Annotated in this window: 26 protein-coding genes; 13 read left to right on the top strand and 13 right to left on the bottom strand. The window is 64.0% G+C overall.

What is annotated here, in order from left to right; translation table 11 throughout:
* Positions 1-26 precede the first annotated feature (26 nt).
* Positions 27-809 carry an MBL fold metallo-hydrolase gene (locus ACQ4MJ_RS04115; RefSeq protein ID WP_431149867.1) on the top strand — a complete coding sequence of 261 codons (783 nt, stop codon included), beginning with the start codon at positions 27-29 and terminating at the stop codon, positions 807-809.
* 133 nt (positions 810-942) lie between these two features.
* Here ACQ4MJ_RS04115 and ACQ4MJ_RS04110 read toward each other — a convergent pair whose 3' ends face one another.
* The 3 genes from ACQ4MJ_RS04110 to ACQ4MJ_RS04100 form a co-directional block, all read right to left on the bottom strand.
* Positions 943-1,206, bottom strand: a complete 264-nt coding sequence (locus ACQ4MJ_RS04110; RefSeq protein WP_081474651.1) for a hypothetical protein — start codon at positions 1,204-1,206, stop codon at positions 943-945.
* A 201-nt stretch (positions 1,207-1,407) separates the two neighbouring features.
* Positions 1,408-1,929, bottom strand: a complete 522-nt coding sequence (locus ACQ4MJ_RS04105) for a hypothetical protein (RefSeq protein WP_431149869.1) — start codon at positions 1,927-1,929, stop codon at positions 1,408-1,410.
* A gap of 26 nt (positions 1,930-1,955) precedes the next feature.
* On the bottom strand, positions 1,956-3,080 hold the full coding sequence (locus ACQ4MJ_RS04100; RefSeq protein ID WP_431149871.1) for a JmjC domain-containing protein: 1,125 nt from the start codon (positions 3,078-3,080) through the stop codon (positions 1,956-1,958).
* Between the two features lie 54 nt (positions 3,081-3,134).
* On the opposite strand from ACQ4MJ_RS04100, the gene ACQ4MJ_RS04095 reads away from it, so the two are divergent.
* Positions 3,135-3,659: an FKBP-type peptidyl-prolyl cis-trans isomerase gene (locus ACQ4MJ_RS04095; RefSeq protein WP_121420676.1), complete on the top strand. Its 525-nt coding sequence runs from the start codon at positions 3,135-3,137 to the stop codon at positions 3,657-3,659.
* 59 nt (positions 3,660-3,718) lie between these two features.
* Here the strand turns inward: ACQ4MJ_RS04095 and ACQ4MJ_RS04090 are convergent, their stop codons facing one another.
* The 4 genes from ACQ4MJ_RS04090 to coaBC all read right to left on the bottom strand — a co-directional run bounded on the left by ACQ4MJ_RS04090 (position 3,719) and on the right by coaBC (position 6,582).
* Positions 3,719-4,222 (bottom strand): glycine zipper 2TM domain-containing protein, encoded by a 504-nt coding sequence (locus tag ACQ4MJ_RS04090; protein WP_055400893.1) that lies wholly within the window; start codon positions 4,220-4,222, stop codon positions 3,719-3,721.
* Between the two features lie 195 nt (positions 4,223-4,417).
* Complete coding sequence (gene dut, locus ACQ4MJ_RS04085) at positions 4,418-4,864, bottom strand: dUTP diphosphatase (protein WP_431149874.1); 447 nt, start codon at positions 4,862-4,864, stop codon at positions 4,418-4,420.
* Between the two features lie 2 nt (positions 4,865-4,866).
* Positions 4,867-5,337 (bottom strand): hypothetical protein, encoded by a 471-nt coding sequence (locus ACQ4MJ_RS04080; protein ID WP_431149876.1) that lies wholly within the window; start codon positions 5,335-5,337, stop codon positions 4,867-4,869.
* Positions 5,338-5,358: 21 nt separating this feature from the next.
* Positions 5,359-6,582 carry a bifunctional phosphopantothenoylcysteine decarboxylase/phosphopantothenate--cysteine ligase CoaBC gene (gene coaBC / locus ACQ4MJ_RS04075; protein WP_431149878.1) on the bottom strand — a complete coding sequence of 408 codons (1,224 nt, stop codon included), beginning with the start codon at positions 6,580-6,582 and terminating at the stop codon, positions 5,359-5,361.
* A 114-nt stretch (positions 6,583-6,696) separates the two neighbouring features.
* On the opposite strand from coaBC, the gene ACQ4MJ_RS04070 reads away from it, so the two are divergent.
* The 6 genes from ACQ4MJ_RS04070 to ACQ4MJ_RS04045 all read left to right on the top strand — a co-directional run bounded on the left by ACQ4MJ_RS04070 (position 6,697) and on the right by ACQ4MJ_RS04045 (position 11,761).
* A complete protein-coding gene (locus tag ACQ4MJ_RS04070; protein WP_431149880.1) occupies positions 6,697-8,355 on the top strand; it encodes a CTP synthase in 1,659 nt (552 codons plus the stop codon).
* Between the two features lie 12 nt (positions 8,356-8,367).
* Positions 8,368-9,222, top strand: a complete 855-nt coding sequence (gene kdsA / locus ACQ4MJ_RS04065) for a 3-deoxy-8-phosphooctulonate synthase (protein WP_431149882.1) — start codon at positions 8,368-8,370, stop codon at positions 9,220-9,222.
* A gap of 12 nt (positions 9,223-9,234) precedes the next feature.
* Complete coding sequence (locus ACQ4MJ_RS04060; RefSeq protein ID WP_121420681.1) at positions 9,235-9,540, top strand: DUF1330 domain-containing protein; 306 nt, start codon at positions 9,235-9,237, stop codon at positions 9,538-9,540.
* 24 nt (positions 9,541-9,564) lie between these two features.
* Positions 9,565-10,851: a phosphopyruvate hydratase gene (eno, locus tag ACQ4MJ_RS04055; RefSeq protein WP_108626910.1), complete on the top strand. Its 1,287-nt coding sequence runs from the start codon at positions 9,565-9,567 to the stop codon at positions 10,849-10,851.
* A gap of 23 nt (positions 10,852-10,874) precedes the next feature.
* A complete protein-coding gene (locus ACQ4MJ_RS04050; RefSeq protein ID WP_121420682.1) occupies positions 10,875-11,153 on the top strand; it encodes a septum formation initiator family protein in 279 nt (92 codons plus the stop codon).
* Positions 11,154-11,266: 113 nt separating this feature from the next.
* Positions 11,267-11,761: a hypothetical protein gene (locus ACQ4MJ_RS04045; RefSeq protein ID WP_431149885.1), complete on the top strand. Its 495-nt coding sequence runs from the start codon at positions 11,267-11,269 to the stop codon at positions 11,759-11,761.
* Positions 11,762-11,822: 61 nt separating this feature from the next.
* Here the strand turns inward: ACQ4MJ_RS04045 and ACQ4MJ_RS04040 are convergent, their stop codons facing one another.
* The 3 genes from ACQ4MJ_RS04040 to ACQ4MJ_RS04030 all read right to left on the bottom strand — a co-directional run bounded on the left by ACQ4MJ_RS04040 (position 11,823) and on the right by ACQ4MJ_RS04030 (position 14,112).
* Positions 11,823-12,311, bottom strand: a complete 489-nt coding sequence (locus ACQ4MJ_RS04040; protein ID WP_121420683.1) for a CZB domain-containing protein — start codon at positions 12,309-12,311, stop codon at positions 11,823-11,825.
* A 229-nt stretch (positions 12,312-12,540) separates the two neighbouring features.
* A complete protein-coding gene (locus ACQ4MJ_RS04035; protein WP_121420684.1) occupies positions 12,541-13,533 on the bottom strand; it encodes an Hsp33 family molecular chaperone HslO in 993 nt (330 codons plus the stop codon).
* Positions 13,534-13,587: 54 nt separating this feature from the next.
* Positions 13,588-14,112 (bottom strand): gamma carbonic anhydrase family protein, encoded by a 525-nt coding sequence (locus ACQ4MJ_RS04030; protein ID WP_055398609.1) that lies wholly within the window; start codon positions 14,110-14,112, stop codon positions 13,588-13,590.
* A 110-nt stretch (positions 14,113-14,222) separates the two neighbouring features.
* Between ACQ4MJ_RS04030 and ACQ4MJ_RS04025 the strand changes: the two genes are divergently transcribed.
* The 3 genes from ACQ4MJ_RS04025 (at position 14,223) to ACQ4MJ_RS04015 (ending at position 17,838) form a co-directional block, all read left to right on the top strand.
* On the top strand, positions 14,223-15,026 hold the full coding sequence (locus ACQ4MJ_RS04025; protein WP_431149888.1) for a ferritin-like domain-containing protein: 804 nt from the start codon (positions 14,223-14,225) through the stop codon (positions 15,024-15,026).
* A gap of 184 nt (positions 15,027-15,210) precedes the next feature.
* Positions 15,211-16,476 (top strand): EAL and HDOD domain-containing protein, encoded by a 1,266-nt coding sequence (locus tag ACQ4MJ_RS04020; protein WP_055398607.1) that lies wholly within the window; start codon positions 15,211-15,213, stop codon positions 16,474-16,476.
* An 81-nt stretch (positions 16,477-16,557) separates the two neighbouring features.
* Positions 16,558-17,838 (top strand): EAL and HDOD domain-containing protein, encoded by a 1,281-nt coding sequence (locus ACQ4MJ_RS04015; RefSeq protein WP_431149890.1) that lies wholly within the window; start codon positions 16,558-16,560, stop codon positions 17,836-17,838.
* Between the two features lie 66 nt (positions 17,839-17,904).
* Here the strand turns inward: ACQ4MJ_RS04015 and ACQ4MJ_RS04010 are convergent, their stop codons facing one another.
* The 3 genes from ACQ4MJ_RS04010 to ACQ4MJ_RS04000 form a co-directional block, all read right to left on the bottom strand.
* The gene (locus ACQ4MJ_RS04010; protein ID WP_431149892.1) at positions 17,905-18,870 is read right to left on the bottom strand and encodes a Bug family tripartite tricarboxylate transporter substrate binding protein; all 966 of its coding nucleotides are present in this window, start codon (positions 18,868-18,870) and stop codon (positions 17,905-17,907) included.
* A 61-nt stretch (positions 18,871-18,931) separates the two neighbouring features.
* Positions 18,932-19,831 (bottom strand): site-specific tyrosine recombinase XerD, encoded by a 900-nt coding sequence (xerD, locus tag ACQ4MJ_RS04005; RefSeq protein WP_121505825.1) that lies wholly within the window; start codon positions 19,829-19,831, stop codon positions 18,932-18,934.
* Between the two features lie 79 nt (positions 19,832-19,910).
* Positions 19,911-20,876 carry a tripartite tricarboxylate transporter substrate binding protein BugE gene (locus ACQ4MJ_RS04000; RefSeq protein ID WP_055398604.1) on the bottom strand — a complete coding sequence of 322 codons (966 nt, stop codon included), beginning with the start codon at positions 20,874-20,876 and terminating at the stop codon, positions 19,911-19,913.
* A gap of 127 nt (positions 20,877-21,003) precedes the next feature.
* On the opposite strand from ACQ4MJ_RS04000, the gene ACQ4MJ_RS03995 reads away from it, so the two are divergent.
* Both ACQ4MJ_RS03995 and ACQ4MJ_RS03990 read left to right on the top strand, forming a co-directional pair.
* A complete protein-coding gene (locus ACQ4MJ_RS03995; protein WP_431149895.1) occupies positions 21,004-21,909 on the top strand; it encodes an AEC family transporter in 906 nt (301 codons plus the stop codon).
* Positions 21,906-22,583, top strand: a complete 678-nt coding sequence (locus ACQ4MJ_RS03990) for a GDSL-type esterase/lipase family protein (RefSeq protein WP_431149898.1) — start codon at positions 21,906-21,908, stop codon at positions 22,581-22,583. The genes ACQ4MJ_RS03995 and ACQ4MJ_RS03990 overlap by 4 nt, the downstream gene beginning before the upstream one ends.
* Positions 22,584-22,648: the final 65 nt, after the last annotated feature.

Raw genomic sequence — 22,648 nt, 5'->3', positions numbered from 1 at the left:
GCGCGGCAAGCGCCTTCAACCACGACATGCTGCGTTTCAAGAACCTGGGTAGCGGCAGCACGGGCAATGCCACGGTGGTGGAAGGCAGCAGCGGCACACAGGTACGCCGCCTGCTGATCGATTGCGGATTCGGCATCCGGCAACTGCAAACCCGCCTGGCGCAAGCGCAGTTGCAGATCGAAGACTTGGATGCCGTCTTCATCACCCACGAACACTCGGACCACATCGGCTGTGCACTGGCCGTGGCCGTGCGCTACCGCATCCCGGTATGGATGAGCCAGGGCACCTACGCCGCCCTCGGAGCCCCCGACTTTGATGGCATGCTGCGCATCGCACACGACATGGAGGCTCTGGACCTCGGCATCTTCAGCGCCCTGCCCTTCACGGTGCCCCACGATGCGCGCGAGCCGCTGCAGCTGCGCTGCTCGGACGGCGCATCCCACCTGGGCGTGCTCACCGACCTGGGCCACGCCAGCGACCATGTTCTGCAGCAACTACAAGGCTGCCATGCGTTGATGATTGAAGCCAACCACGACCCCGCAATGCTCGAAGCATCCCGGTATCCGACCTTCTTGAAACGCCGCGTCGGGGGACCGTATGGGCACTTGGCCAATTTTGCGACAGCCGACATCCTGCGTGCCGTGCGGCACCCTGGCCTGCAGCGTGTGGTGGCCGCCCACCTGAGCGCACAGAACAATGCACCCAGCCTCGCTCAACAGGCGCTAGGCCTTGCACTGGAGTGGCCCGCCGAGGAAATCACCGTCGCCAGCCCAACGGTGGGAACGCCCTGGCTGGCAGTTGCAGGATGAAGTGACTCCGGTCACGCCGCAAACGACCAACCCCGGGGAAGGAAAACGCCCCCAAAAAGAAAAAGCCCCGACCTTGCGGTGCGGGGCTATCGGTCGATAGCAGGTTTTGCAACCCGCTGCGGCCTGCAGCGAATTACTTGGCTGCGGAAGCGCCAGTAGCAGCGGTGGCAGCAGCGTCAGCGGCAGCCTTGGCAGCATCGGCAGCAGGTGCAGCAGCAGCCGAGGCAGCGTCGGAAGCGGCAGGAGCGGCTTCAGAAGCGGCAGGAGCTGGTGCGGGTGCTGGAGCTGGGGCTTCCACGGCAGCTGGTGCTGGAGCAGGAGCGGGCTCTTCCTTCTTGCCACAAGCGGCGAGTGCAGCAGCGGCGATCAGGGCGGCCAGAACGAGAGAGTTCTTCATTTCGATTTTCCTAGTTGGACAGACAGAATCTTGAAAAGCCACGGCGTCAGGCTTTTTGGAAGCCCCGGTACGCTTTGGCACAATGCGCTTGGCTTGCACCTTTTCGGCGCAGCCGCTGATTATATTGGTATTTAGTCAATACAGACTAACACTGACGAAACCTTTACGCCCAATTGACAAGGCGCAAAGCGCGCATTTGGCTCATAACCCCAGCGTCGATGCGGGGAAACCGGGCGTGCTTTTGCTGCGCACCCACTCGTTGAGCGTCTCGCGCAGCAGCACACGGCGATCTGGTTCAAAGCCTGCAACCCCCACGCACCGCTCCGGGTCCAGCCGTTGCATCACCCAGTACGGGGACCACAATGCACTGGGAATATCCAGGGGATCAGCCGCCGGGCTGCGACGGCAATTGATGATGTGGTCCCAGGTGCCCCGCCAACGCACAAAACGCGCGTGCCGACGTATCACATCATCGTAGCTGCACGCCAGCATGGTGAAACGCCGACTTCCATGGGCCCAATCCTGCAAGGCCTCCACCACACTAAGTTCGCCCAGGGGCCAGTCATGGAAATTCGCATCGCTGATCACAATTTCCTTCCAGCCATCCCGGGCGGCTGTGGCAATCGCGTCGCGCACCATTTGCTGAAACGCTTCACGGCTGCTGAAACGACCCACCGGGAGATCGGGCCGCGAATCGGCGGAACTGGCAGAAATCTCGGTCATGACGGTGTCTCCTGGGGTGCTTCGATCTATCCAGCCCAGACGTGAGCCCAGCCCGCATCACACCAGGACGACAGCAGCTCCAGCGCGTCGTCACTGGCGCGCGCAAGCTCGCGGGCGGTCAACTGACGTTCATCAGCCAGGCGGCGCATTAGCGTTGCATCGCGGCCTGCTGCGCGGTAGCTCTCGCCATTGATGAACACATGGTGCGTGTCGTACATCATGCGGCTGCGGCGGTCCAGGCGCACCCCTTCCAGCATCACGCCTGTATCGCCAGGTTCGAACCACACATTCGGCTTGGGCTCAGTCAGATACTCCCCCAGTGCGCGCTCCAAAACAAGGGGCTGCGCCAGCGCGCGGCTCAAAGCATCCCGCGCGAAGTCCTGCAAACCCGCCGGAATGGCCGCGGGTTGAGACACAGCTTCCTGCTGGGCATCGCGGTACAGCAGGGGCTTGTCTTGATCCGCAGCATCCTCGGCCAAGCGCACCAACAATTCCTGGCCCAGTTCGGCGCGGGACGGCACCTTAAAGCCGATCGAATAAGTCATGCATTCGCCCTCGGCGATGCCATCGTGGGCATAACGCGGCGGCAGGTACAGCATGTCGCCCGGCTCCAGCAGGTACTCCTCTTCAGGCTCGAACTGCGCCAGCACTTTGAGTGGAATACCTTCGCGCAGCGCGAGATCCTTCTGGCGGCCAATGCGCCAACGCCGCGTTCCGTGGGCCTGCAACAGAAAGACGTCGTAACTGTCGAAATGCGGGCCCACACCACCGCCGTCGGACGCATAACTGATCATGAGGTCATCAAGCCGCGCCTCCGGCACAAACCTGAACTGCTGCATCAGCGCATGCACGGCGTCGTTGTGCAGATCCACGCCCTGCACCAGCAAAGTCCAATCGGGATGCTGGAGCGCAGGCAGGGCACGCCTTTGAAAGGGTCCATGGCGCAGCTTCCACGCCCCTTTGGCCAGTTGCACGAGGCGAGACTCCACGCCCTCCTGGGAGGCCAGCGCGAACAGCTCCGACCGCAACACAGGGGGAGCAAACTGGGGAATGGCCTGGCGCACCAGCAAGGGCTTCTTCTGCCAATGGCGGCGCATGAACTGGGCGGGGGTCAGGCCACCGAGCAGGGTAAGGGGTTGCAGGATATCCATGGGAACTGGTCTGCCCCTTTGCGGAGCCGTTGGTCAAACTGCGACAATTCTCCTATGGAAATTACCCAACAATGTGTGGTCGCACTGACCTGGACACTGAAAGACACCCTTGGCGAAGAACTGGATGTGCTCGACGATCCCGTAGAGTTTCTGGTGGGGGGCGACGACCTTCTACCCCGCATCGAAGAAGCCCTGCAAGGCCACGGCCCCGGTGCCACGCTGGCGTTGCACCTGGAGCCCGAAGATGCGTTTGGTGACTTCAACGACCAACTGCTGTTCCTGGAGCCACGCGATCTTTTTCCGGCAGAGATCGAAGAGGGAATGACGTTTGACGGCGCCGCGCTGCCCGAGGGCTGCAATCCCGATGCCCCCCGCACGGGGCTCTACACGGTCACGGAGATCTATCCGGAGCATGTGGTCCTGGACGGCAATCACCCGTTGGCGGGGATTGCGCTGCGCTTGCAGTTGACCGTACAGGCCGTGCGGGAAGCCACCGAAGAGGAAATTGGCCGGGGCAGCGCCGGCACAGGCTTTTTTCGGGTACAGCCGCAGGCGCCTGGCAGTAACCTGCTCCACTGAGCTGGGCGAAAGGAAGGCCCTGAACGGTTTTCAGAGCCTAGCCAAGCCCGAATGGTCGATTAAAGGCGTGAAATCTGGCCGTTGTACAGGCGTACACGGTCGCCAATGCGCAGATCGCCGGGGCTGCTTACGTCGTAGACGCGGTAGCCGCCGTGATCGAGTTGCACCGACAGGCGGTAGCCCTGTACTTCCTGGCTGTTGTTGCGGCCCTCAATGGCATTGCCTGCTACTGCGCCTCCAACAATGCCCACGCCGGTTGCGGCCGCACGACCAGAGCCCTTGCCAATCTGGTTGCCCAGAACACCACCGACGACCGCGCCGATCACAGCACCAGCCCCGGAGGTCTGGCCTTGCGACCGCCCCTGCAGCACTTCGATATTGGAAACCCGACCGTACTCCGTGCCGGCCGGATTGTTCGGGTAGGCCGGCGCCGTTTGGTAGCCGCCCGAGTAACCCCCCGAATATTGCGGCGCAGGGGCCGATCGGTTGTGGCCGCAGGCGGCCAACGAGCCCACAAGGACCACGGCGCCAGCGATGGCGAAAGAACGGGTAATTTGCAGCATTTTCGTACTCCTAAAGTCAGGGGGTGCACACGGCTTGCAGGGAATCCGGCCTTGGTGCGCATACCTAGATTGGAACAACGCCCCAGCCCCCTGTCCCGTAGACGCAGGGGCTGCGCCTGCGTCAGTAACAAACCCATCCAAAGGTAAGCGGCGTCTTACAACCCCAACCTGCCCCGACCCCATTCAGCCCGGTGCTCAGGCCTTCCCGGTTGACCCGTAGCCACCCTCGCCCCGCTCCGTCGCTGCAAACGCAGTCACCACGTTGAACTGCGCCTGCACCACCGGCACGATGACCAGTTGGGCCAGGCGCTCCATGGGCTCCAGCGTGAAGGCCACATTGCTGCGGTTCCAGGCGCTCACCATGAGCTGGCCCTGGTAGTCGCTGTCAATCAGGCCCACGAGATTGCCCAGCACGATGCCATGCTTGTGTCCCAGACCCGAGCGCGGCAGGATCAGCGCGGCGTACCCGGGGTCTTTGAGGTAGACGGCAATGCCCGTGGGCACCAGTTGCCAGGCATTCGGCTGCAGGGTGAGCGGAGCATCCAGGCAAGCGCGCAGGTCCAGGCCAGCACTGCCGGGGGTGGCATAGGTGGGCAATTGGTCCGCCATGCGCGGATCCAGAATCTTCACATCAATCTTCACGGCTATTTTTTCTTTCCTGTTGTGCGCTGCTGGGCCATTTGCCGCAGCCGCTCCTGCAAGGGCTCCACGCCAGACGCGGCCCCGAAGGCTGCGGATGATAGGGCCTTGGGAGCCACGTCGATCAAACGCCCCAACCCCCACCAGATGGCCGCCATGACCGCGAGCCCCGGCAAAGATCCTTGACTGAACATGAACAGCGCCACCCCGTGCAAGGCAATCAACACCAGCAGCACGGCGCGCACCGCACGCACAACGCCCAGCAAAGGCTTCAGAACCAGAGCGAGATCCGGCGGACCGGACTGGGGCGCCGGGCGCACCCCACCCGCCCCAGCGGACTTCTGGGCGGTGGTGGAGCCAGGGGCTGGAGCCTGTACACCTCTGGCAGGTGCAGGCGCGGTCAGCCGTTCCACGTAGCGTGCAAAGTCGCCATCGGGCGGCGTATCCCATTCAGGCTTGGTGGCACCAGTCTTCATACGGCCTCCCGGCAAAGACCTCTAGGAACCCACAGGGGACAACCGCGCCGCAATCTCCCCGATCAGCTGCTGGGCCAGCACCCGCTTGGAAGCCCGGGGCAGCTCGCGGTGCCCTTGGGCGTCCACCAACAGCAGGGCATTGTCATCCTGCCCAAAGGTGGCAGGGCCAATGTTGCCCACCAGCAGCGGCACCCCTTTGCGCGCACGCTTGGCCGTGGCGTGTGCCAGCAGATCATGGCTTTCAGCAGCAAAACCGACGCAAAAGAGATCACCCTCCAGGGCATGCGATGACTTCGCGACCATGGCCAGGATGTCGGGGTTTTCCACGAAACCCAGGGTCGGTGTCTGGCCCGAGCCGTCTTTCTTGATTTTCTGGGAGGACTGGCTGGCGGGCCGCCAGTCCGCCACGGCAGCGGTGGCAACGAACACCGACGCCACCTGCACATGGCGCTGTACAACCGCCAGCATCTCCTGGGCCGACTGCACATTCACACGCTGCACCCCACGTGGCGTGGGCACATGCACAGGCCCTGCGACCAAAGTGACTTCGGCACCGGCCTCGCGGGCCGCACGGGCAATGGCAAAACCCATCTTTCCGCTCGAGAGGTTGGTGATGCCACGCACGGGATCGATCGCCTCAAAAGTGGGCCCCGCCGTCACCAGCACCTTGCGCCCCGCCAGGACCTTGGGCGCGAAGAAGGCAATCAACTCTTCCAGCAGCTCCACAGGCTCAAGCATGCGGCCATCGCCAGTCTCGCCACAAGCCTGGTCTCCGTTGCCCACACCCAGCACCACCGCGCCATCCTGCGCCACCTGGGCCAGGTTGCGCTGCGTGGCCGGATGGGCCCACATCTCGCGGTTCATGGCCGGAGCCAGCAGCAACGGCACCCGCTGCGCAGGGCGGGCCAGGCACAGCAAGCTGAGCAGCTCATCCGCCCTGCCCTGCACCAGCCGCGCGATGAAATCGGCGCTACATGGCGCTATCAGGATCGCGTCGGCCTCACGGCTCAGGTTGATGTGGGGCATGTTGTTGGGCTCGCGCGCATCCCACTGCGAGCCGTACACCGTGCGGCCAGACAGCGCCTGCATGGTGACCGGCGTGATGAATTGTTCAGCCGCCTCGGTCATCACCACCTGCACGGTGGCCCCCTCCTTGATGAGCTGGCGGCACAGATCAGCCGCCTTGTAGCAAGCCACGCCCCCGCTCAGACCCAGAACAATGTGTTTGCCAACAAGCTCATTCATGGGGCGAATTTAGCAGACGGGGGTGACCCTGCCCGGCGGGGTGTCGCCGGGGTGCCATCTATAATCCCAATTTCCCACCACCAGGAGACCTCTCGTGAGAGGCCCCCTTCAGACATGACCAAATTTGTCTTCGTCACCGGCGGTGTGGTGTCTTCCCTCGGTAAGGGAATCGCCTCAGCCTCCCTTGCCGCGATCCTCGAATCGCGGGGACTCAAAGTCACCCTCATCAAGCTTGACCCCTACATCAACGTAGACCCGGGCACCATGTCGCCGTTTCAGCACGGCGAGGTTTTCGTGACCGACGACGGCGCAGAAACCGACCTGGATCTGGGCCACTATGAGCGTTTCATCGAAACGCGCATGAAGAAAACCAACAACTTCACCACGGGCAAGATTTACCAGTCCGTGCTGGAGAAGGAACGTCGCGGCGACTACCTGGGCAAGACCGTGCAGGTCATTCCCCACGTCACCAACGAAATCCAGGAATTCATCAAGCGCGGCGCCGGTATCGGCACGCCCGATGCCGTGGATGTGGCCATTGTCGAAATCGGCGGCACTGTGGGTGACATCGAATCGCTGCCGTTCCTGGAAGCCGTGCGCCAGATGAGCCTGCGCATGGGCCCGAACAACGCAGCCTTCGTGCACCTGACCTACCTGCCCTGGATCGCGGCAGCGGGCGAACTCAAGACCAAGCCTACCCAGCACACGGTGCAGAAGCTGCGCGAAATCGGTATCCAGGCCGACGCGCTGCTGTGCCGCGCCGACCGCCGCATCCCTGAAGAAGAGCGCGCCAAGATCTCGCTGTTCACCAACGTGCCCGAATGGGGCGTGATCAGCATGTGGGACGTGGACACCATCTACAAGGTGCCCCGGATGTTGCACGAACAGGGCCTCGATGGCCTCATCTGCGACAAGCTGCGCCTGAACACCCCGCCCACCAGCCTCAAGCGCTGGGACGACCTGGTGTATGAAACCGAACACCCCCAGGGCGAAGTCACCATCGCCATGGTCGGCAAGTATGTGGACCTGTCGGACAGCTACAAGTCGGTGAACGAGGCCCTGCGCCACGCCGGCATGCGCAACCATGTCCGCGTGAAAATCGACCACGTCGATTCCGAAACCATCGACAGCGCCGACGCAGCAGCCAAGCTGGCCAAGTACGATGCCATCTTGGTGCCCGGTGGTTTTGGCCAGCGTGGTGTGGAAGGCAAGATCGCCACGGCCCAGTTTGCCCGCGAGCGCAAGGTGCCCTACCTGGGCATCTGCCTCGGGATGCAGGTGGCCACCATCGAATACGCACGCCACGTGGCGGGCCTGGCCAACGCCAACAGCACCGAGTTCGACCCCAACACGCCCCACCCCGTGATCGCACTGATCACCGAGTGGAAGGATGCAGACGGCACCATCAAGAAGCGCGATGAAAACTCCGACTTGGGCGGCACCATGCGCCTGGGCGCGCAGAGCTCGGACGTGTCCAAGGACACGCTGGCCCACAGCATCTACGGCGACGTGGTGACCGAGCGCCACCGCCACCGCTACGAAGCCAACGTGAACTACCTGGACCAGTTGCGCAAGGCGGGCCTGGTGATCTCGGCGCTGACCCAGCGTGAAGAACTCACCGAAATCGTGGAGCTGCCACAAACCGTGCACCCCTGGTTCATCGGCGTGCAGTTCCACCCCGAGTTCAAGTCCACGCCCTGGAACGGCCACCCGCTGTTCAATGCCTTCATCAAGGCGGCCGTGGAACACCAGCAAGCCGCGAAAAAAGCCTAAGGGGACCTCACCATGCAGCTGTGCGGATTCAACGTCGGCCTGGAACAGCGCTTTTTCCTGATCGCGGGCACTTGCTCCATTGAAGGCCTGGAAATGTCGCTCGATGTCGCAGGCCAGCTCAAGGAAGCCTGCGCGCCGCTGGGCATTCCGCTGATCTACAAGGGCTCGTTCGACAAGGCCAACCGCTCCTCCGGCACCAGCAAGCGCGGCGTCGGCATCGACGCTGGCCTCAAGATCCTCGATGAAGTGCGCCGCCAACTGCAGCTGCCCATCCTGACCGACGTGCACGACACCTCGCACGTGGCCGAGGTGGCCAGCGTGGTGGACGTGCTGCAAACGCCTGCGTTCCTATGCCGCCAGACGGATTTCATCCGCGCGGTGGCGCAAAGCGGCAAGCCGGTGAACATCAAGAAGGGCCAGTTCCTGGCGCCCTGGGACATGAAGAACGTCATCGACAAGGCCCGGGCTGCAGCGGCCGAAGTTGGCCTGTCGGAAGACCGCTTCCTGGCCTGCGAGCGCGGTGTGAGCTTTGGCTACAACAACCTCGTGGCCGACATGACCAGCCTGGCCGAGATGCGCAACTCCGGTGCGCCCGTGGTGTTTGACGTCACCCACTCGGTGCAAAAACCCGGCGGCCTGGGTGCCGTGAGTGGTGGCGCGCGCGACATGGTGCCCGTGCTGGCCCGCGCCGGTGTAGCCGTGGGCGTGGCGGGCCTGTTCATGGAAACCCACCCCCGCCCTGCTGAGGCTTGGTCGGACGGCCCCAACGCCGTGCCGCTCAAGCACATGAAGGCGCTGCTCGAAACCCTGGTGGCACTTGACGACATCACGAAGAAAAGCGGATTTCTCGAAAACAACTTCAACTAACAGGACGACCCCATGCCAGCTGCCTACATCATCGTGGACATGAAAGTGTCCAACCCCGAACAGTACAAAGACTACATGGCGGCCGCGCCCGCAGCCGTGAAGGCCCACGGTGGCGAATACCTGGTGCGCGGCGGAAAGTTCGAGACCCTGGAAGGCAACTGGACGCCCGCGCGCGTGGCGATGCTGCGCTTTCCCAGTTTCGATGCCGCCAAGGCTTTCTACGACGCCGAGCTGTACCGTGCCGCGCGCAGCAAGCGCGCCGGTGCGACCGAGTTTTTCAATATGGTGCTGGTCGAAGGCGTTGACGCCCCGGTCTGACCTCTATCTATCCAAAGGAAAAAAATGAGCGCAATCGTTGACATCGTAGGTCGCGAAATTCTGGACAGCCGCGGCAACCCCACCGTCGAATGCGACGTGTTGCTCGAATCGGGCGTGATGGGCCGGGCCGCCGTGCCGTCGGGCGCCTCCACCGGCAGCCGCGAAGCCATTGAAATGCGCGACGGCGACAAGAGCCGTTACCTGGGCAAGGGTGTGCTCAAGGCTGTGGAATACATCAACACCGAGATCAGCGAAGCCGTGCTGGGCCTGGACGCCTCCGAGCAGGCCTTCCTGGACAAGACCCTGATCGACCTGGACGGCACCGAGAACAAGAGCCGCCTGGGCGCCAACGCCATGCTGGCTGTGTCGATGGCCGTGGCCCGTGCTGCCGCCGAAGAGTCCGGCCTGCCCCTGTACCGCTACCTGGGCGGCATGGGCAGCGTGCAACTGCCCGTGCCCATGATGAACGTGATCAACGGCGGCGCGCACGCCAACAACAGCCTGGACCTGCAAGAGTTCATGATCATCCCCGTGGGCGCTCCCACGTTCCGCGAAGCCGTGCGCTGGGGCGCCGAAGTGTTCCACGCGCTCAAGAAGATTCTGCACGACAAGGGCATCAGCACTGCCGTGGGCGACGAAGGCGGCTTTGCCCCCAGCGTTGAAAACCACGAAGCCGCCATCCGCCTGATCCTGCAAGCCATTGAAGCTGCGGGCTACACGGCGGGCGAGCAGATCGCCCTGGGCCTGGACTGCGCCGCGAGCGAGTTCTACAAGGACGGCCACTACGTGTTGGAAGGCGAAGGCGGCCTGAAGCTCACCGCCCAGCAATGGACCGACATGCTGGCCGCCTGGGTGGACAAGTACCCGATCATCAGCATCGAAGACGGCATGCACGAAGGCGACTGGGACGGCTGGAAGCACCTGACCGAACGCCTGGGCGACAAGGTGCAACTGGTGGGTGACGACCTGTTCGTGACCAACACCAAGATCCTGAAGGAAGGCATCGACAAGCGCATTGCCAACTCGATCCTGATCAAGATCAACCAGATCGGTACGCTGACCGAAACCTTTGCCGCCATCGAGATGGCCAAGCGCGCAGGCTACACCGCCGTGATCTCGCACCGCTCGGGCGAAACCGAAGACAGCACCATTGCCGACATCGCCGTGGGCACCAACGCAGGCCAGATCAAGACCGGCTCGCTGAGCCGCTCTGACCGCATCGCCAAATACAACCAGCTGCTGCGCATTGAGGAAGACCTGGGTGAAATCGCTCAGTACCCCGGCCGCGCTGCGTTCTATAACCTGCGCTGATCCCCATCCAGCCCGAGCGAGCCATGGGCTCCCGCCTTGTGCCTGTGATCCTGCTGGCTCTGCTGGCAGCGCTGCACGCCCAGCTCTGGCTCGGGCGGGGCAGCGTGCCGCGCGTCAACGAGATGCAGCGGCAAATCGATGTGCAAAAGGCTGCCAATGACCAGGCCAAGCTGGCCAACGAGCGCTTGTCGTCCGAGGTGCATGACCTCAAGGAAGGGCTCGACATGGTGGAAGAAAAGGCGCGCAGCGAACTGGGCATGGTCAAGCCCAACGAGGTCTACGTGCAGTTCACGCCACGCTGAGTCCTTGTGTTCGCCCCTCCTGGGGTCAGTGCCCCGGCCCCCAAAAACTGCCCTTCGGATGTCTTGATGGTGGATTGGGGACGACACCCCACCTTCTGCCCCCCCCTGCCACCGTGCCCTTCCCGCCCACAATTGTTCTCCTCGGCGCGCCCGGCACCGGGGCCCAGGCGCTGCGCGATGCGCTCCACGCGCAACTTGCCCCCGGCTCCGCGCAAATTCTCTGCAACCCTGGCCTGCCCTCTGAGGGGGTCGTGGATGCCAGCCTGATTCTGCTCATGGGGCTGGATCTGCCCTGCCCCACCAGCGAGCGGGCCGCACAGGAAGCCGCCGATGCACGTTTGCGTGCGGATCTGACCCAGGTGGGTATGGGCTATCGCGTTGTGTATGGCCACGGTGAGCAGCGCATTGCCAATGCGCTGAATGCTATAAAAAACATAGCTTCTAGCACATACCCATCAAGCGCCAGAGGCAATTTCGATTCAGATTCTGGCTCCAGTACCCGGACAGCGCCCCGCCTGCGCGCCTGGAACTGCGAAAAATGCAGTGATCCCGAATGCGAACACCGACTCTTCACTGCACTTATGGGGCGGGACACAGGCTCCACCTAAAACCCGCGACCCGAGGCATATCCCCAAACAACGTGGAGGGGATGGAGGTAGAGGGATGAGATCAGGCCTGCTGCACCAGACCGCGCTTGAGCTCCTTGAGCAGCAGCACCACTTGGCTGGAGCCATAGCGGTAGCCGCCATGGAGCACCTGCACGGCCTTGTCCCACTCGCCCTGCTGGGCCAGCTCCACCAGCATCGCTGCCTGTTCGTGGAAATACTGGTGGCGTGCCATCAGCACCGCATACGCAGGCTGGTCGCCCAGCAATTCACCGCCCACCCCATGCAGCCAGCGCCCGAGGGCACCCCGGTCACTGCGGCGCACCTCCGCAGGGTCCAGACCCTCGGTGGTACGGCCTTCCAGGTAGTCCATGAGATGGGTTTTCCAGCGCTCGTGGGCATTGATGGCGGCGTCGATGTCGAGGGCCGCCAGCACGGTGTCCGCGCGCAGCGAATCCTGCGTGCCGGAAGCCCGGCTGCTGTCGCACAGCTCCAGGGAAGGCACAGCCTCTTGCCCCCGGGCACCCCCAAACACACGGCGTAGTAACCCCATAACTCCTCTTGCACTTGCAGCACCACACCAAGAAAGCGGTGCGGCTGCGGGCCTGCCCCTGGGGTGGCCTTGCAGAGAACCTGCCGTGTGGAAGGCGACATCTTAGGGGCGCACAGCGTGATAAAGCGCGTGCGATTGTCAACGATGGTCATCCGCCCGGCACGTCGGCTGGCCCGTGGAGCGCAGGCAGCCGTGGCTGCGACGGGCGCCGGAAGACCTACCAGATGCCCTACTGGATGCCGGTGGGTCCGGGCGGCTGGCTGACGGTGGGTGGCACAAAAATCTGCGCGGCATCGACCGCGTCAAAGCGGTACTGCTGCCCGCAGAACTCGCAGCCCACCTCGATGTCTTCGCGTTCGGAGAGGATGCTCTCGGCTTCTTCGACGCCCAGGTTGCGCAGCATGTTGCTCACACGTTCACGGCTGCAGGTGCAGGCAAACCGAGGGCCGCTGGCGCCCTGCTGGGGCTCGAAGCGCAGTAGCTTTTCCTCCCAGAAAAGGCGGCGCAGGATGGTATCCACGTCCAGGGTCAGCAGCTCTTCGCGCGTGAGGCTGGCAGCCAGGTGGGCGATCCGGTTGTAGTCTTCGTTGTGGCCGATCTGGTCTTCGTTCTCGCGGTGCGTGAGGCCTGCTGCCAAATTGCCCTCGCCCTTGATCGGCATGCGCTGGATCAACAGGCCCGCAGCCACCTGGTCATTGGCGCCCAGCACCAGGATGGTGTCCAGCTGCTCGGACTGCAGCATGTAGTGCTGCAACACGTCGGACAGGCGTTCCAGCTTCTCGTGGCGGTCGCCATACAGCGGCACCACGCCCTGGTAGGGCTGCTGGCCCGGGTGGCGGTCCTTGGGGTCGAGCGTGATCGCGCAGCGGCCGCCACCGCCCACATTCACCATCTGGCTCAGGGCTGCGCCCTCTGGCACCTCGCTGTTCACGGTCGCCGTGGCTCGCAGGCTCAGGTCCGACTGCACTTCGGCCACGGCGAGCTTTACGGGGCCATCGCCAAACACCTGCAACACCAGTGCGCCGTTGAACTTGATGTTGGACTGCATGAGCACACCGGCGGCGGCCATCTCGCCCAGCAACTCGCTCACGGGCGCAGGGTAGGCACCCGTGCTGGTGTTGCTGGCGCGGCGGCGCAGGATTTCGGTCCAGGCATCGGTCAGGCGCACGATCATGCCGCGCACGGGCAGGCCGTCGAAAAGAAACTTGTGGAGTTCAGACACGCAGGGGTTCCAGGAGAAAAGTGGACGGCAGCAACGAAAAATGGTTGCCGCCGCTCAGGCGAGCTTGTGCAGGCCGCTGTGATAGCGGCGCGCGTTGTCGATGTAGTGCTGGGCGCTCTGGCGCAGGCCTTCAATCTGCTCGGGGGTCAGTTCGCGCACTGCCTTGGCAGGGCTGCCGATGATCATGGAGCCATCCGGGAACTCCTTGCCCTCGGTCACCAGCGCGCCCGCGCCCACCAGGCAGTGCTTGCCGATCTTGGCGCCGTTGAGCACCACGGCGCCAATGCCGATGAGTGATTCGTCGCCGATGGTGCAGCCGTGCAGCATGACCTGGTGGCCCACCGTCACACGCTCACCCACCACCAGGGGCTTGCCGATGTCTGCATGCAAGACACTGGCATCCTGGATGTTGGAGCCAGCGCCGATGGTGATCGTCTCGGTATCGCCGCGGATCACCGTGCCGAACCAGACGCTGGCGTCTTCGCCCAGCACCACATTGCCCATCACTTGGGCACTGTCCGCCACCCAGGCCGATGCCGCCAACTGGGGCACCATGCCATCGAGTTCGTAAATCGCCATGCACCACTCCAAAAAAGAGGAAAGGCCAGCGTTTGCACAGGCCCAGGGAAGTCGCCAGACGTTACAAAGCGTGCGCCGTGTTCCGCATGGCAGGGCCTAGAATTGTAAGGATGGAGCTTCGCCACCGTGCACTGCAGGTCTTGTGCCTTGCAGACCCTGAACAAAAAGCGGCCGCAGCGCTTGACCTGCAAGCGCAATCAGCTACTCTTTCGATAGCAGAACAATCCCCCACTCCCCCATCCGACGCCAGTGCACTGCCTGGCCGTCCCGAGCGGCCGGAGTTGCTTCGCCATACCGACGTCGCCCGCCGTTCGCCGGCCACTCCACAGGGGCGCGCCATTCTGATCCACGCCATTGCGCACATCGAGTTCAACGCCATCAATCTGGCACTCGACGCGGTATGGCGCTTTGACGGCATGCCCCGCAGCTACTACACCGACTGGATGCTGGTCGCAGGGGAAGAGGCCCGGCACTTTCGCCTGTTGCGCGATCACCTGCGCCGCCAGGGCCATGACTATGGCGACTTCCCGGCCCACCAGGGCCTGTGGACGATGTGCGAGAAGACCCAGCACGACATCCTGGCCCGCATGGCGCTGGTGCCGCGCACCCTGGAGGCGCGCGGGCTGGACGCCACGCCGCAGATTCAGGCCAAGCTGCGCCAAGTGGGCACGCCCGATGCGCTGGCCGCCGTGGGTATTCTCGACACCATCCTGCGCGACGAGGTGGGCCATGTGGCCATCGGCAACCACTGGTACCGCTGGCTGTGCGAGCGCCAGGGGGTAGACCCTGAAGCCCACTATGACACCCTGGTCAAGCAGTACGAAGCCCCCCGCCTGAAACCCCCGTTCAACGAAGCCGCCCGCCGCAAGGCCGGGTTCACTGACAACGAGCTGCGCTGGCTCCAGCAGATCTGACATGGCTTGCGCAAAAAAAGGCTCCGTCAAGCGGCCAGTCCCAGGGCGAGAAGGCTGGCGCATCCCGATGTATGCAAGCCCTGTCTGAATTCCTGGTTACAGCGCGCGCCCGCAGCGGCTCCTACAATTTGCCGCGCCAGCCCCGCCCGCTGACACTGGCCCCTCTTTCTTCGATACTCCCTCCATGACTTCACCCACTGCCCCCGGCACTCCCACCGCACCGCCCTCCGGCAACCAGTCCTCGGTCGCCATGATCGCGCGGCAGGCCATCGTGAATGCGCAGCAGGTGGTGGTCGGCTATGAGCTGTTCAACCGCTCGCGCAGCGGCGCCGCACACACGGCCGCCACCGACGTGATCCTGGTCTTCACCGCCCTTTCGCACGCTGGCACTGAAGAGCTGGTGGGCAAAAAGCTCATCTTCGTGAACTGCACACATGAAAGCCTTTCCGGTGGCCACCTCGAACTCGTGGAGCCCGACAAGGTGGTGCTCGAAATTCCTCCACTGGGCCACACTGCGGCCGAAGAAGTCGCCACACGCCTGCCTATCTTGACCGAGCTGCGCGACCGGGGCTTTCACCTGGCGTTCAACCACACGGTGTTGCAGTCCGCGTATGCCCCGTGGCTGCCGCTGGCGGACTACATCAAGCTGGATCTTTCGGTGCTGGCGCCCGACCAGCTGGCCGTGCTGATCAGCTACGCCGGGCGCCACAGCCAGGCCGAACTGATCGCGGAAAAGGTGGAAACTGCTCAGCAGTACGACATGGTCTCCAGCCAGGGCGTGCAGATGTTCCAGGGCTACTGGTTCGCACGGCCCGCGCTGGTCGAGGCCAAGCTGCTGACCCCGTCACAGGCCAGCATCATTGAACTCATCAACCAGGTGCGCAAACAGGCCAGCACCGATGACATCGAAGAAACGCTCAAGAAAGATGCTGGCCTGGCCTTCAACCTGATGCGCCTGATCAACTCGGCAGGTTTTGGCCTGTCGCGCGAGATCACGTCTTTCCGCCAGGCCGTGATGCTCATGGGCCTGAAAAAACTGTTCCGCTGGGCAGCGCTGCTGCTCACTGCCTCGCGCACGGGCGGCACCCCATCGTCTGTGGGCCAGACCGCCGTGGTGCGGGGCCGCCTCATGGAACTGCTGGCGCTCGAAACCCTTCCGCCCGAAGAAGCCGACCAGGCCTTCGTCGTGGGCATCTTCTCGCTGCTGGACGTGATGCTGTCCATGCCCATGGAATCCGCGCTCGGCCTGCTCAACGTGCCTGAGCCCGTGGCGGCGGCGCTGCTGCGGCGCGAAGGCTTCCTGGGAGACCTGCTGACCCTGGCCGAAGCCTGCGAATCCAGCGACGATGTGGTGTTCGACCGCACGGCGGGCCTGCTGCACCTGACCAGCCAGCAGATCAACTTTGCGCACCTGCAAGCCCTGGCCTGGGCGGACCAACTCACCGACTGAAGCTCACATTGATTGATAGGCGCACGCCACGTGCAGGTCTAGAATCATTGCAGACCCCAGCACATCACTCCAGCAGACCCCATGTCGACCACACCTGAACAAGACGCCCCCGAAGCTGCATCTCCTGCGGTTGACCCTGTAGACGAGAACATCGCCATCATTGCGCGCCAGGCCATCGTGGACGAATCCCGCGCTGTCTATGGCTATGAGCTGTTTGACCGGTCCACCGCCTCCGACGCCCACACAGCGGCCAGCGACGCTGCCCTGCTGTTCAACGCCCTGTCGTACGCCGGCACCGAGGCCCTGGTCGGCAAGAAGACGGTGTTTATCAACTGCACGCACGACAGCCTCTCGGGCGGCCACCTGGAGCTGATCCACCCCGAAAAGGTGGTGCTGGAAGTCCCCCCTTTACCCGAAGGCGCCACGCCCGAGGAGATCGAAGGCCGCATTCCCACGCTGGAAGCCCTGCGCACGCGCGGTTTTCGCCTGGCATTCGACCAGCAGGCCCTCAAGCGCGCCTACACCAGCTGGTTGCCCATGGCCTCCTTCATCAAGCTCGACATGCAGGCCTTCAAGCCTGAACTGGCTGGGCCGCTGGTCAAGTTCTCCACCACCCACAGCAAGGCCACGCTGGTGGCCGAAAAGGTGGAAACCGCCGAACAGTACGAGCTGATGCGCGGCCTGGGCGTCAAGCTCTTCCAGGGCTACTGGTTTGCCCAGCCTTCGCTGGTGAAGGCCACCACCATCCGCCCCTCGCAGGCCACGATCATCCAGCTCATCAACCTGGTGCGCAAACAGGCCAGCACGGCCGAGATCGAAGATCTGCTCAAGAAAGACCCCACGCTGTCTTTCAACCTGCTGCGCTTCATCAACTCCTCCGGTTTTGGCCTGTCGTGCGAGATCACCTCGTTCCGCCATGCGGTGATGATCCTGGGCCTCAAGAAGCTGTTCCGCTGGGCGGCCTTGCTCATGACCACGTCCCGCGCCGGCGGCGCGCCCCCAGCCGTGGGCCAGACCGCCGTGGTGCGCGGCCGCCTGATGGAACTGCTGGCCGCCGAGCTGCTGCCACCCGAAGAATGTGACAACGCCTTTGTGGTGGGTGTGTTCTCGCTGCTGGACACCATGCTGGGGGTTCCGATTGAAAAGGCGCTCGAATCCGTGGCCCTGCCCGAGCCCGTGATGGACGCCCTGCTGCGCGGCACTGGTGTGTTCGCGCCCTTCCTGGAACTGACCAAGGCCTGCGAAAGCGGCGACGAAGTGGCCTTTGCCAAGAACGCCGATGCGCTGCACCTGTCCAACCGCCAGGTCAACTGGGCCCACCTGCAGGCACTGACCTGGGCCGAGAGCCTCAACGAAGACTGATTCGTCCCAGAAACACCTTTACCTGCACGGGCCCTGGTCATCCAGGGCCCGTGGTTTTTCAGGCGGTCATTGATTTCCCTGGATACCCGCCGCGCGGATGATGCGCGCGTTGTTCTCCGACTCCTGCGCAATCTGGCGCGCGAACTCGGCAGCCGTGCCGCCGGTCGGTACGTTGTCCGTGGCCTCGAGCTTGTTGCGGATGTCGGGCAGGGCCAGCGCCTTGTTCACCTCGGTATTGATGCGCTCCAGCACGGCCACAGGCGTCTGCGCTGGCGCATAGATGCCAAACAGCGAAGACAGGTTGGCAGCAGGCTGGCCTAGCTCTGCCAGCGTGGGCACCTGGGGCAGCGAGTCGAGCCGCGCTGGTGCGCCCACCGCCAGCGGCTTGAGCTTGCCCGCCTTGATGTGCTGCAGCACGGCAGGGCCCGCGTTGGTGGACAACACCTCGTACTGGCCGCCCAGCGCGTCGTTCATCTGCTGGCCGCCGCCCTTGTAGGGGACATGGGTGATCTGCACCTGGCTTTTGCCCATGATCTGCTCCAGCATGATGTGGCCCAGCGACGCCTGCCCCGAGGTCGCCCAGCGCACAGCCCGCGGCTTGGCCTGTGCGGTGGCGATGAGGTCCTTGAAATCCGCCGCCTTGCTGGCGGATGTGCCCAGCAGCAGCACGGGTGAATACATCACGCTCACGACCGGTGCAATGTCCTTTTGGGGATCGAACGGCGACTTGCCCAGGTGCGGATTGAGCGCCAGCGGGCTCACCGCCGCAAAGCCCAGGGTGTAGCCGTCGGGAGCCGCCTTGGCCACCGCGTCCACGCCCAGGCTGCCACTCGCACCGGCCTTGTTCTCGATGACCACGGGGGTGCCGAGCTGCACAGCCAGCTTGTCGGCCAGCGCTCGGGCCACCGTGTCGCTCACGCCGCCAGCGGGGTAGGCGACCACGATGCGAATGGGTTTGGCCGTAGGCCAGGCCTGCGCCATGGCCAAGGTGACGGTGCTCAGCAGCAACGCGCCGATAAATAGTTTTTTCATGAATGTTTCCTTGGGTGAAAGGGCGTGTATCCGCAGGGGCACCACAACCAGGGCGCCTGCGCTACCCGCGCGGATGGTGTTGCGCATGAAGCGATTTGAGCCGCTCGCGCGCCACGTGGGTGTAGATGGTGGTGGTGGAAATATCGGCGTGGCCCAGCAGCAACTGCACCACCCGCAAATCTGCACCGTGGTTGAGCAGATGCGTGGCAAACGCGTGCCGCAGCGTGTGGGGCGACAGTGGCACGGTGATGCCCGCCACCTGCGCCCATTTCTTCACGATGACCCAGAACATGACCCGCGTCATGCCGCTGCCCCGCTGGGTGACGAACAGGTCGTCTGTCTGCTGCCCGCCCAGGATGGCGCTGCGGCCTTCCTGCAGATAGCGGTCCAGCCACTGGCGGGCCACTTCGCCAAACGGCACGAGCCGCTCCTTGCTGCCCTTGCCCATGACCCGCAGCACACCTTCGTTCAGGCCCAGCTGAAAGGTCTTGAGCGTGACCAGCTCCGTCACGCGCAGGCCGCTGGCGTACATCAGCTCCAGCATGGTGCGGTCACGCAGCCCGAGCGGGTTGCCGACGTCTGGCGCATTCAGCAGGGCTTCCACCTGCGCCTGTGACAAGGTCTTGGGCACGCGCAGAGGCTGGCGCGCAGCCTGCAACCGCACCGTGGGGTCGACCGTGATGCGCCGCTCCCGCAGCGCCCAGTGAAAGTAGCGGCGCAGCACCGTGAGGCGCCGGTTGGCAGACGTAGCGCGGGTCTGCGCATGCCGGGCGGCGAAGTAACCCTGCAGATGGTGCTCGGCCGTGCCGTCCAACGCCTGCGGAGGCTGCTGGTCGGCCAGCCACTGCGCGTACAGCGTCAGGTCACGCCGGTAGGCGGCCAGCGTGTTGCGCGAAAGCCCGTCCTCCAGCCAGAGGGCGTCCACAAAGGTGTCGATGGCGGTCAGGCTGGTGGCAAGCATGCAAAAAACGATAGCACGTAAAAAAGCCGCCCGTGGCAACGGGCGGCTTTGACTGAGAAGTATGGAATACGGCGCTTGCTTATTCCAGCGTCAGCTTCTGCTTGGCGACCACCTGCTTGTAGACCGCGAACTCGGCCTTGATCTGCTCGGCAAACTGCTCGGGCGTGTTGCCCACCACGATGGAGCCGGTGTCTTCGATGCGCTTCTTCACGGCCGGGTCTTGCAGTGCGGTGCGCACGGCGGCGTTGATTTTGTCAACGATGTCCTTGGGCAGTCCCTTGGGGCCCAGGATGCCGTAGTAGGCCATGCGGTTCACGGGCTCCAGGCCCAGTTCCTTGAACGTGGGCACATTGGGCAGTGCGGCAACGCGCTGTGGCGCGGCCACAGCGATGGCCACGAGGCGGTTGTCCTTGATGAAGGGCAGCGCGGATGGAATGTTGTCAAAGATGATCGGCACCTGGCCGGCCACGGTGTCGTTCAGCGCCGGGCCCGCACCGCGGTAGGGGATGTGCGTGACGAAGGTGTTGGACAGGCTCTTGTACAGCTCCATCTGCAGGTGGCCAATGCCGCCCGTGCCCGACGATGCATACGAGTACTTGCCGGGGTTCTTCTGCACTTCGGCCACAAACGACTTGTAGTCCTTGGCGGGGAAGCTGGGGTTCACGGCAATCAGATTGGGCGTGGCCGCAATGTTGATGATGGGCGTGAAGTCCGTCAGCGGGTTGTACGGGGTCTTGGGGTTGATGGCGGGGTTGGCGGCCGTGGTGGACACGGTAGCCACGCCCAGCGTGTAGCCGTCTGGGGCCGAGCGTGCCGTTTCTGCCGCACCCACGATGCCGCCGCCACCGGCCTTGTTCTCCACGATCACGCTCTGGCCCAGGGCCTTGCCCAGCGGGTCGGCGATCACGCGCGCAATGATGTCGGTGGTGCCACCGGGTGCAAACGGCACCTGCAGCTTAATCACCTTGTTGGGGTAGCCCTGGGCGGCTGCGGTGCCTGCGGCGGCAGCCAGTACGGTCAGCGCGAGCCATTGACGACGATGCATGGAGTTCTCCTTCGAGCGGGGGTAACAAACAGCGCTGATGGTATGCGCAATGGCTGCCTTGGAGCCCTGCGGATTCCACATAAGGGCTAACCCGCAGAGACTGACACGGATCAAGTATTCTCGGCACGTGAATTACGCCCAGCTCCTGATCCCGGACTTCTCCCTCATCCTCTGCGGATACCTCATCTGCCGGTACACCGCCCTCAACCGCTCGGTATGGCAACCCGTGGAGAGCCTGGTGTACTACCTGCTGTTCCCTGTGCTGTTGTTCCAGTCCATCGTCAAGAGCCCGGTGGACATCGGCGCCGCGTCGGGCCTGATCGCTGCGGGTTTGACCATGGGTGTCACGGGCATTGCACTGGCCTACAGCCTGCCGCACTGGCCGTGGCTGGGCAAACACATCGACGCACGCGACCACGCTGCCAGTGCGCAGGTGGCGTTCCGCTTCAACTCGTTCATTGGCCTGGCCATTGCCGAGCGCCTGGCGGGCGCTGAGGGCTTGCTGATGATTGCCGTGCTGATCGGCGTGTGCGTGCCGCTGTTCAACGTGGCGGCCGTGTGGCCCATGGCGCGGCATGGCCAGCACAGCTTTGCGCGCGAGCTGGTGCGCAACCCGCTCATCGTCGCCACGGTGTCGGGCCTGGTGGCCAACCTGCTGGGCTTTCAGATTCCGGAATGGGCCAGCCCCACGGTCAGCCGCATCAGTGCGGCGTCGCTCGCGCTGGGGCTGATGGCGGCGGGCGCAGGCCTGCAGTTTGGCCTGCTCTCGCGCGGCAAGGCCCTGAGCGTGGCGGTGTTGTCCATCCGGCACCTGGTGCAGCCCCTGCTGGCGTTTGCGATGGCCCGGCTGTTTGGGCTCAATGCCGTGCAGACCACCATGCTGCTCGCTTTCTCGGCCCTGCCCACTGCCTCTACCTGCTATGTGCTGGCAGCGCGCATGGGCTACAACGGGCCGTATGTGGCGGGGCTGGTGACGCTCTCCACATTGCTGGGCATGGTCAGCCTGCCGTTTGCGCTGGGGTTTCTCCGATGACCGATTCCCGCAGAGCCCTGGGTTCCGACGCCTTGGCAAGCCGCCGCGCGTTGATGGCAAGCCTGGGGGCACTGGCGCTTGTGCCGTTGGTGGGCTGCGGGCGCAAAACCCCGCGCGCGCAATCGTTGCCGCCCGATGCCACCGTGCTGGCCCTGGGCGACTCGCTGACATCGGGCGTGGGTGCCTCGGCCGACACCGCCTACCCGGCCGTGCTGGCACGCCTGACAGGCTGGAAGGTGGTCAATGGTGGCATTTCGGGTGACACCTCGGGCGATGCGCTGGCACGCCTGCCGGGGTTGCTGCAAAAGCACAAGCCGGCGTTGGTGATCGTGAGCATTGGCGGCAACGACTTTCTGCGCCGCCAGAGCGCCACCGGCACCCGCAGCAACATCCGCCAGATCTGCGCCGATGCTCAGGCCAGCGGCGCACAGGTGCTGCTGGTGGCGGTGCCCGAGCTGACGATGCTGGCGGCGGTAGGCCGCCTGAGCGACCACGCGATGTACGAAGAGATCGCCGGCGAACTGAAAGTGCCGCTGCACAGCAAAGGCTGGTCGGGTGTACTGGGGCAGGAGCGGCTGCGGGCGGACCAGATCCATGCCAATGCTGCGGGGTATGAAGAATTTACCCAGGGGCTGGTGTTGACCCTCAAAGACACAGGTTTGCTGGCGCGGTAGCCGCAAGAGCAAAAGCAACACGCCCCAGCAAAGCTGGCACCAATGCTCTTATTTTGATAGCTGTT

This window comes from Acidovorax facilis (assembly GCF_050626955.1).
In the GTDB taxonomy this organism is placed as follows: Bacteria; Pseudomonadota; Gammaproteobacteria; order Burkholderiales; family Burkholderiaceae_C; genus Acidovorax; species Acidovorax facilis.
The sequence above is the reverse complement of the archived record's forward strand: the minus strand, read 5'-3'. Positions and strand labels throughout refer to the sequence as shown.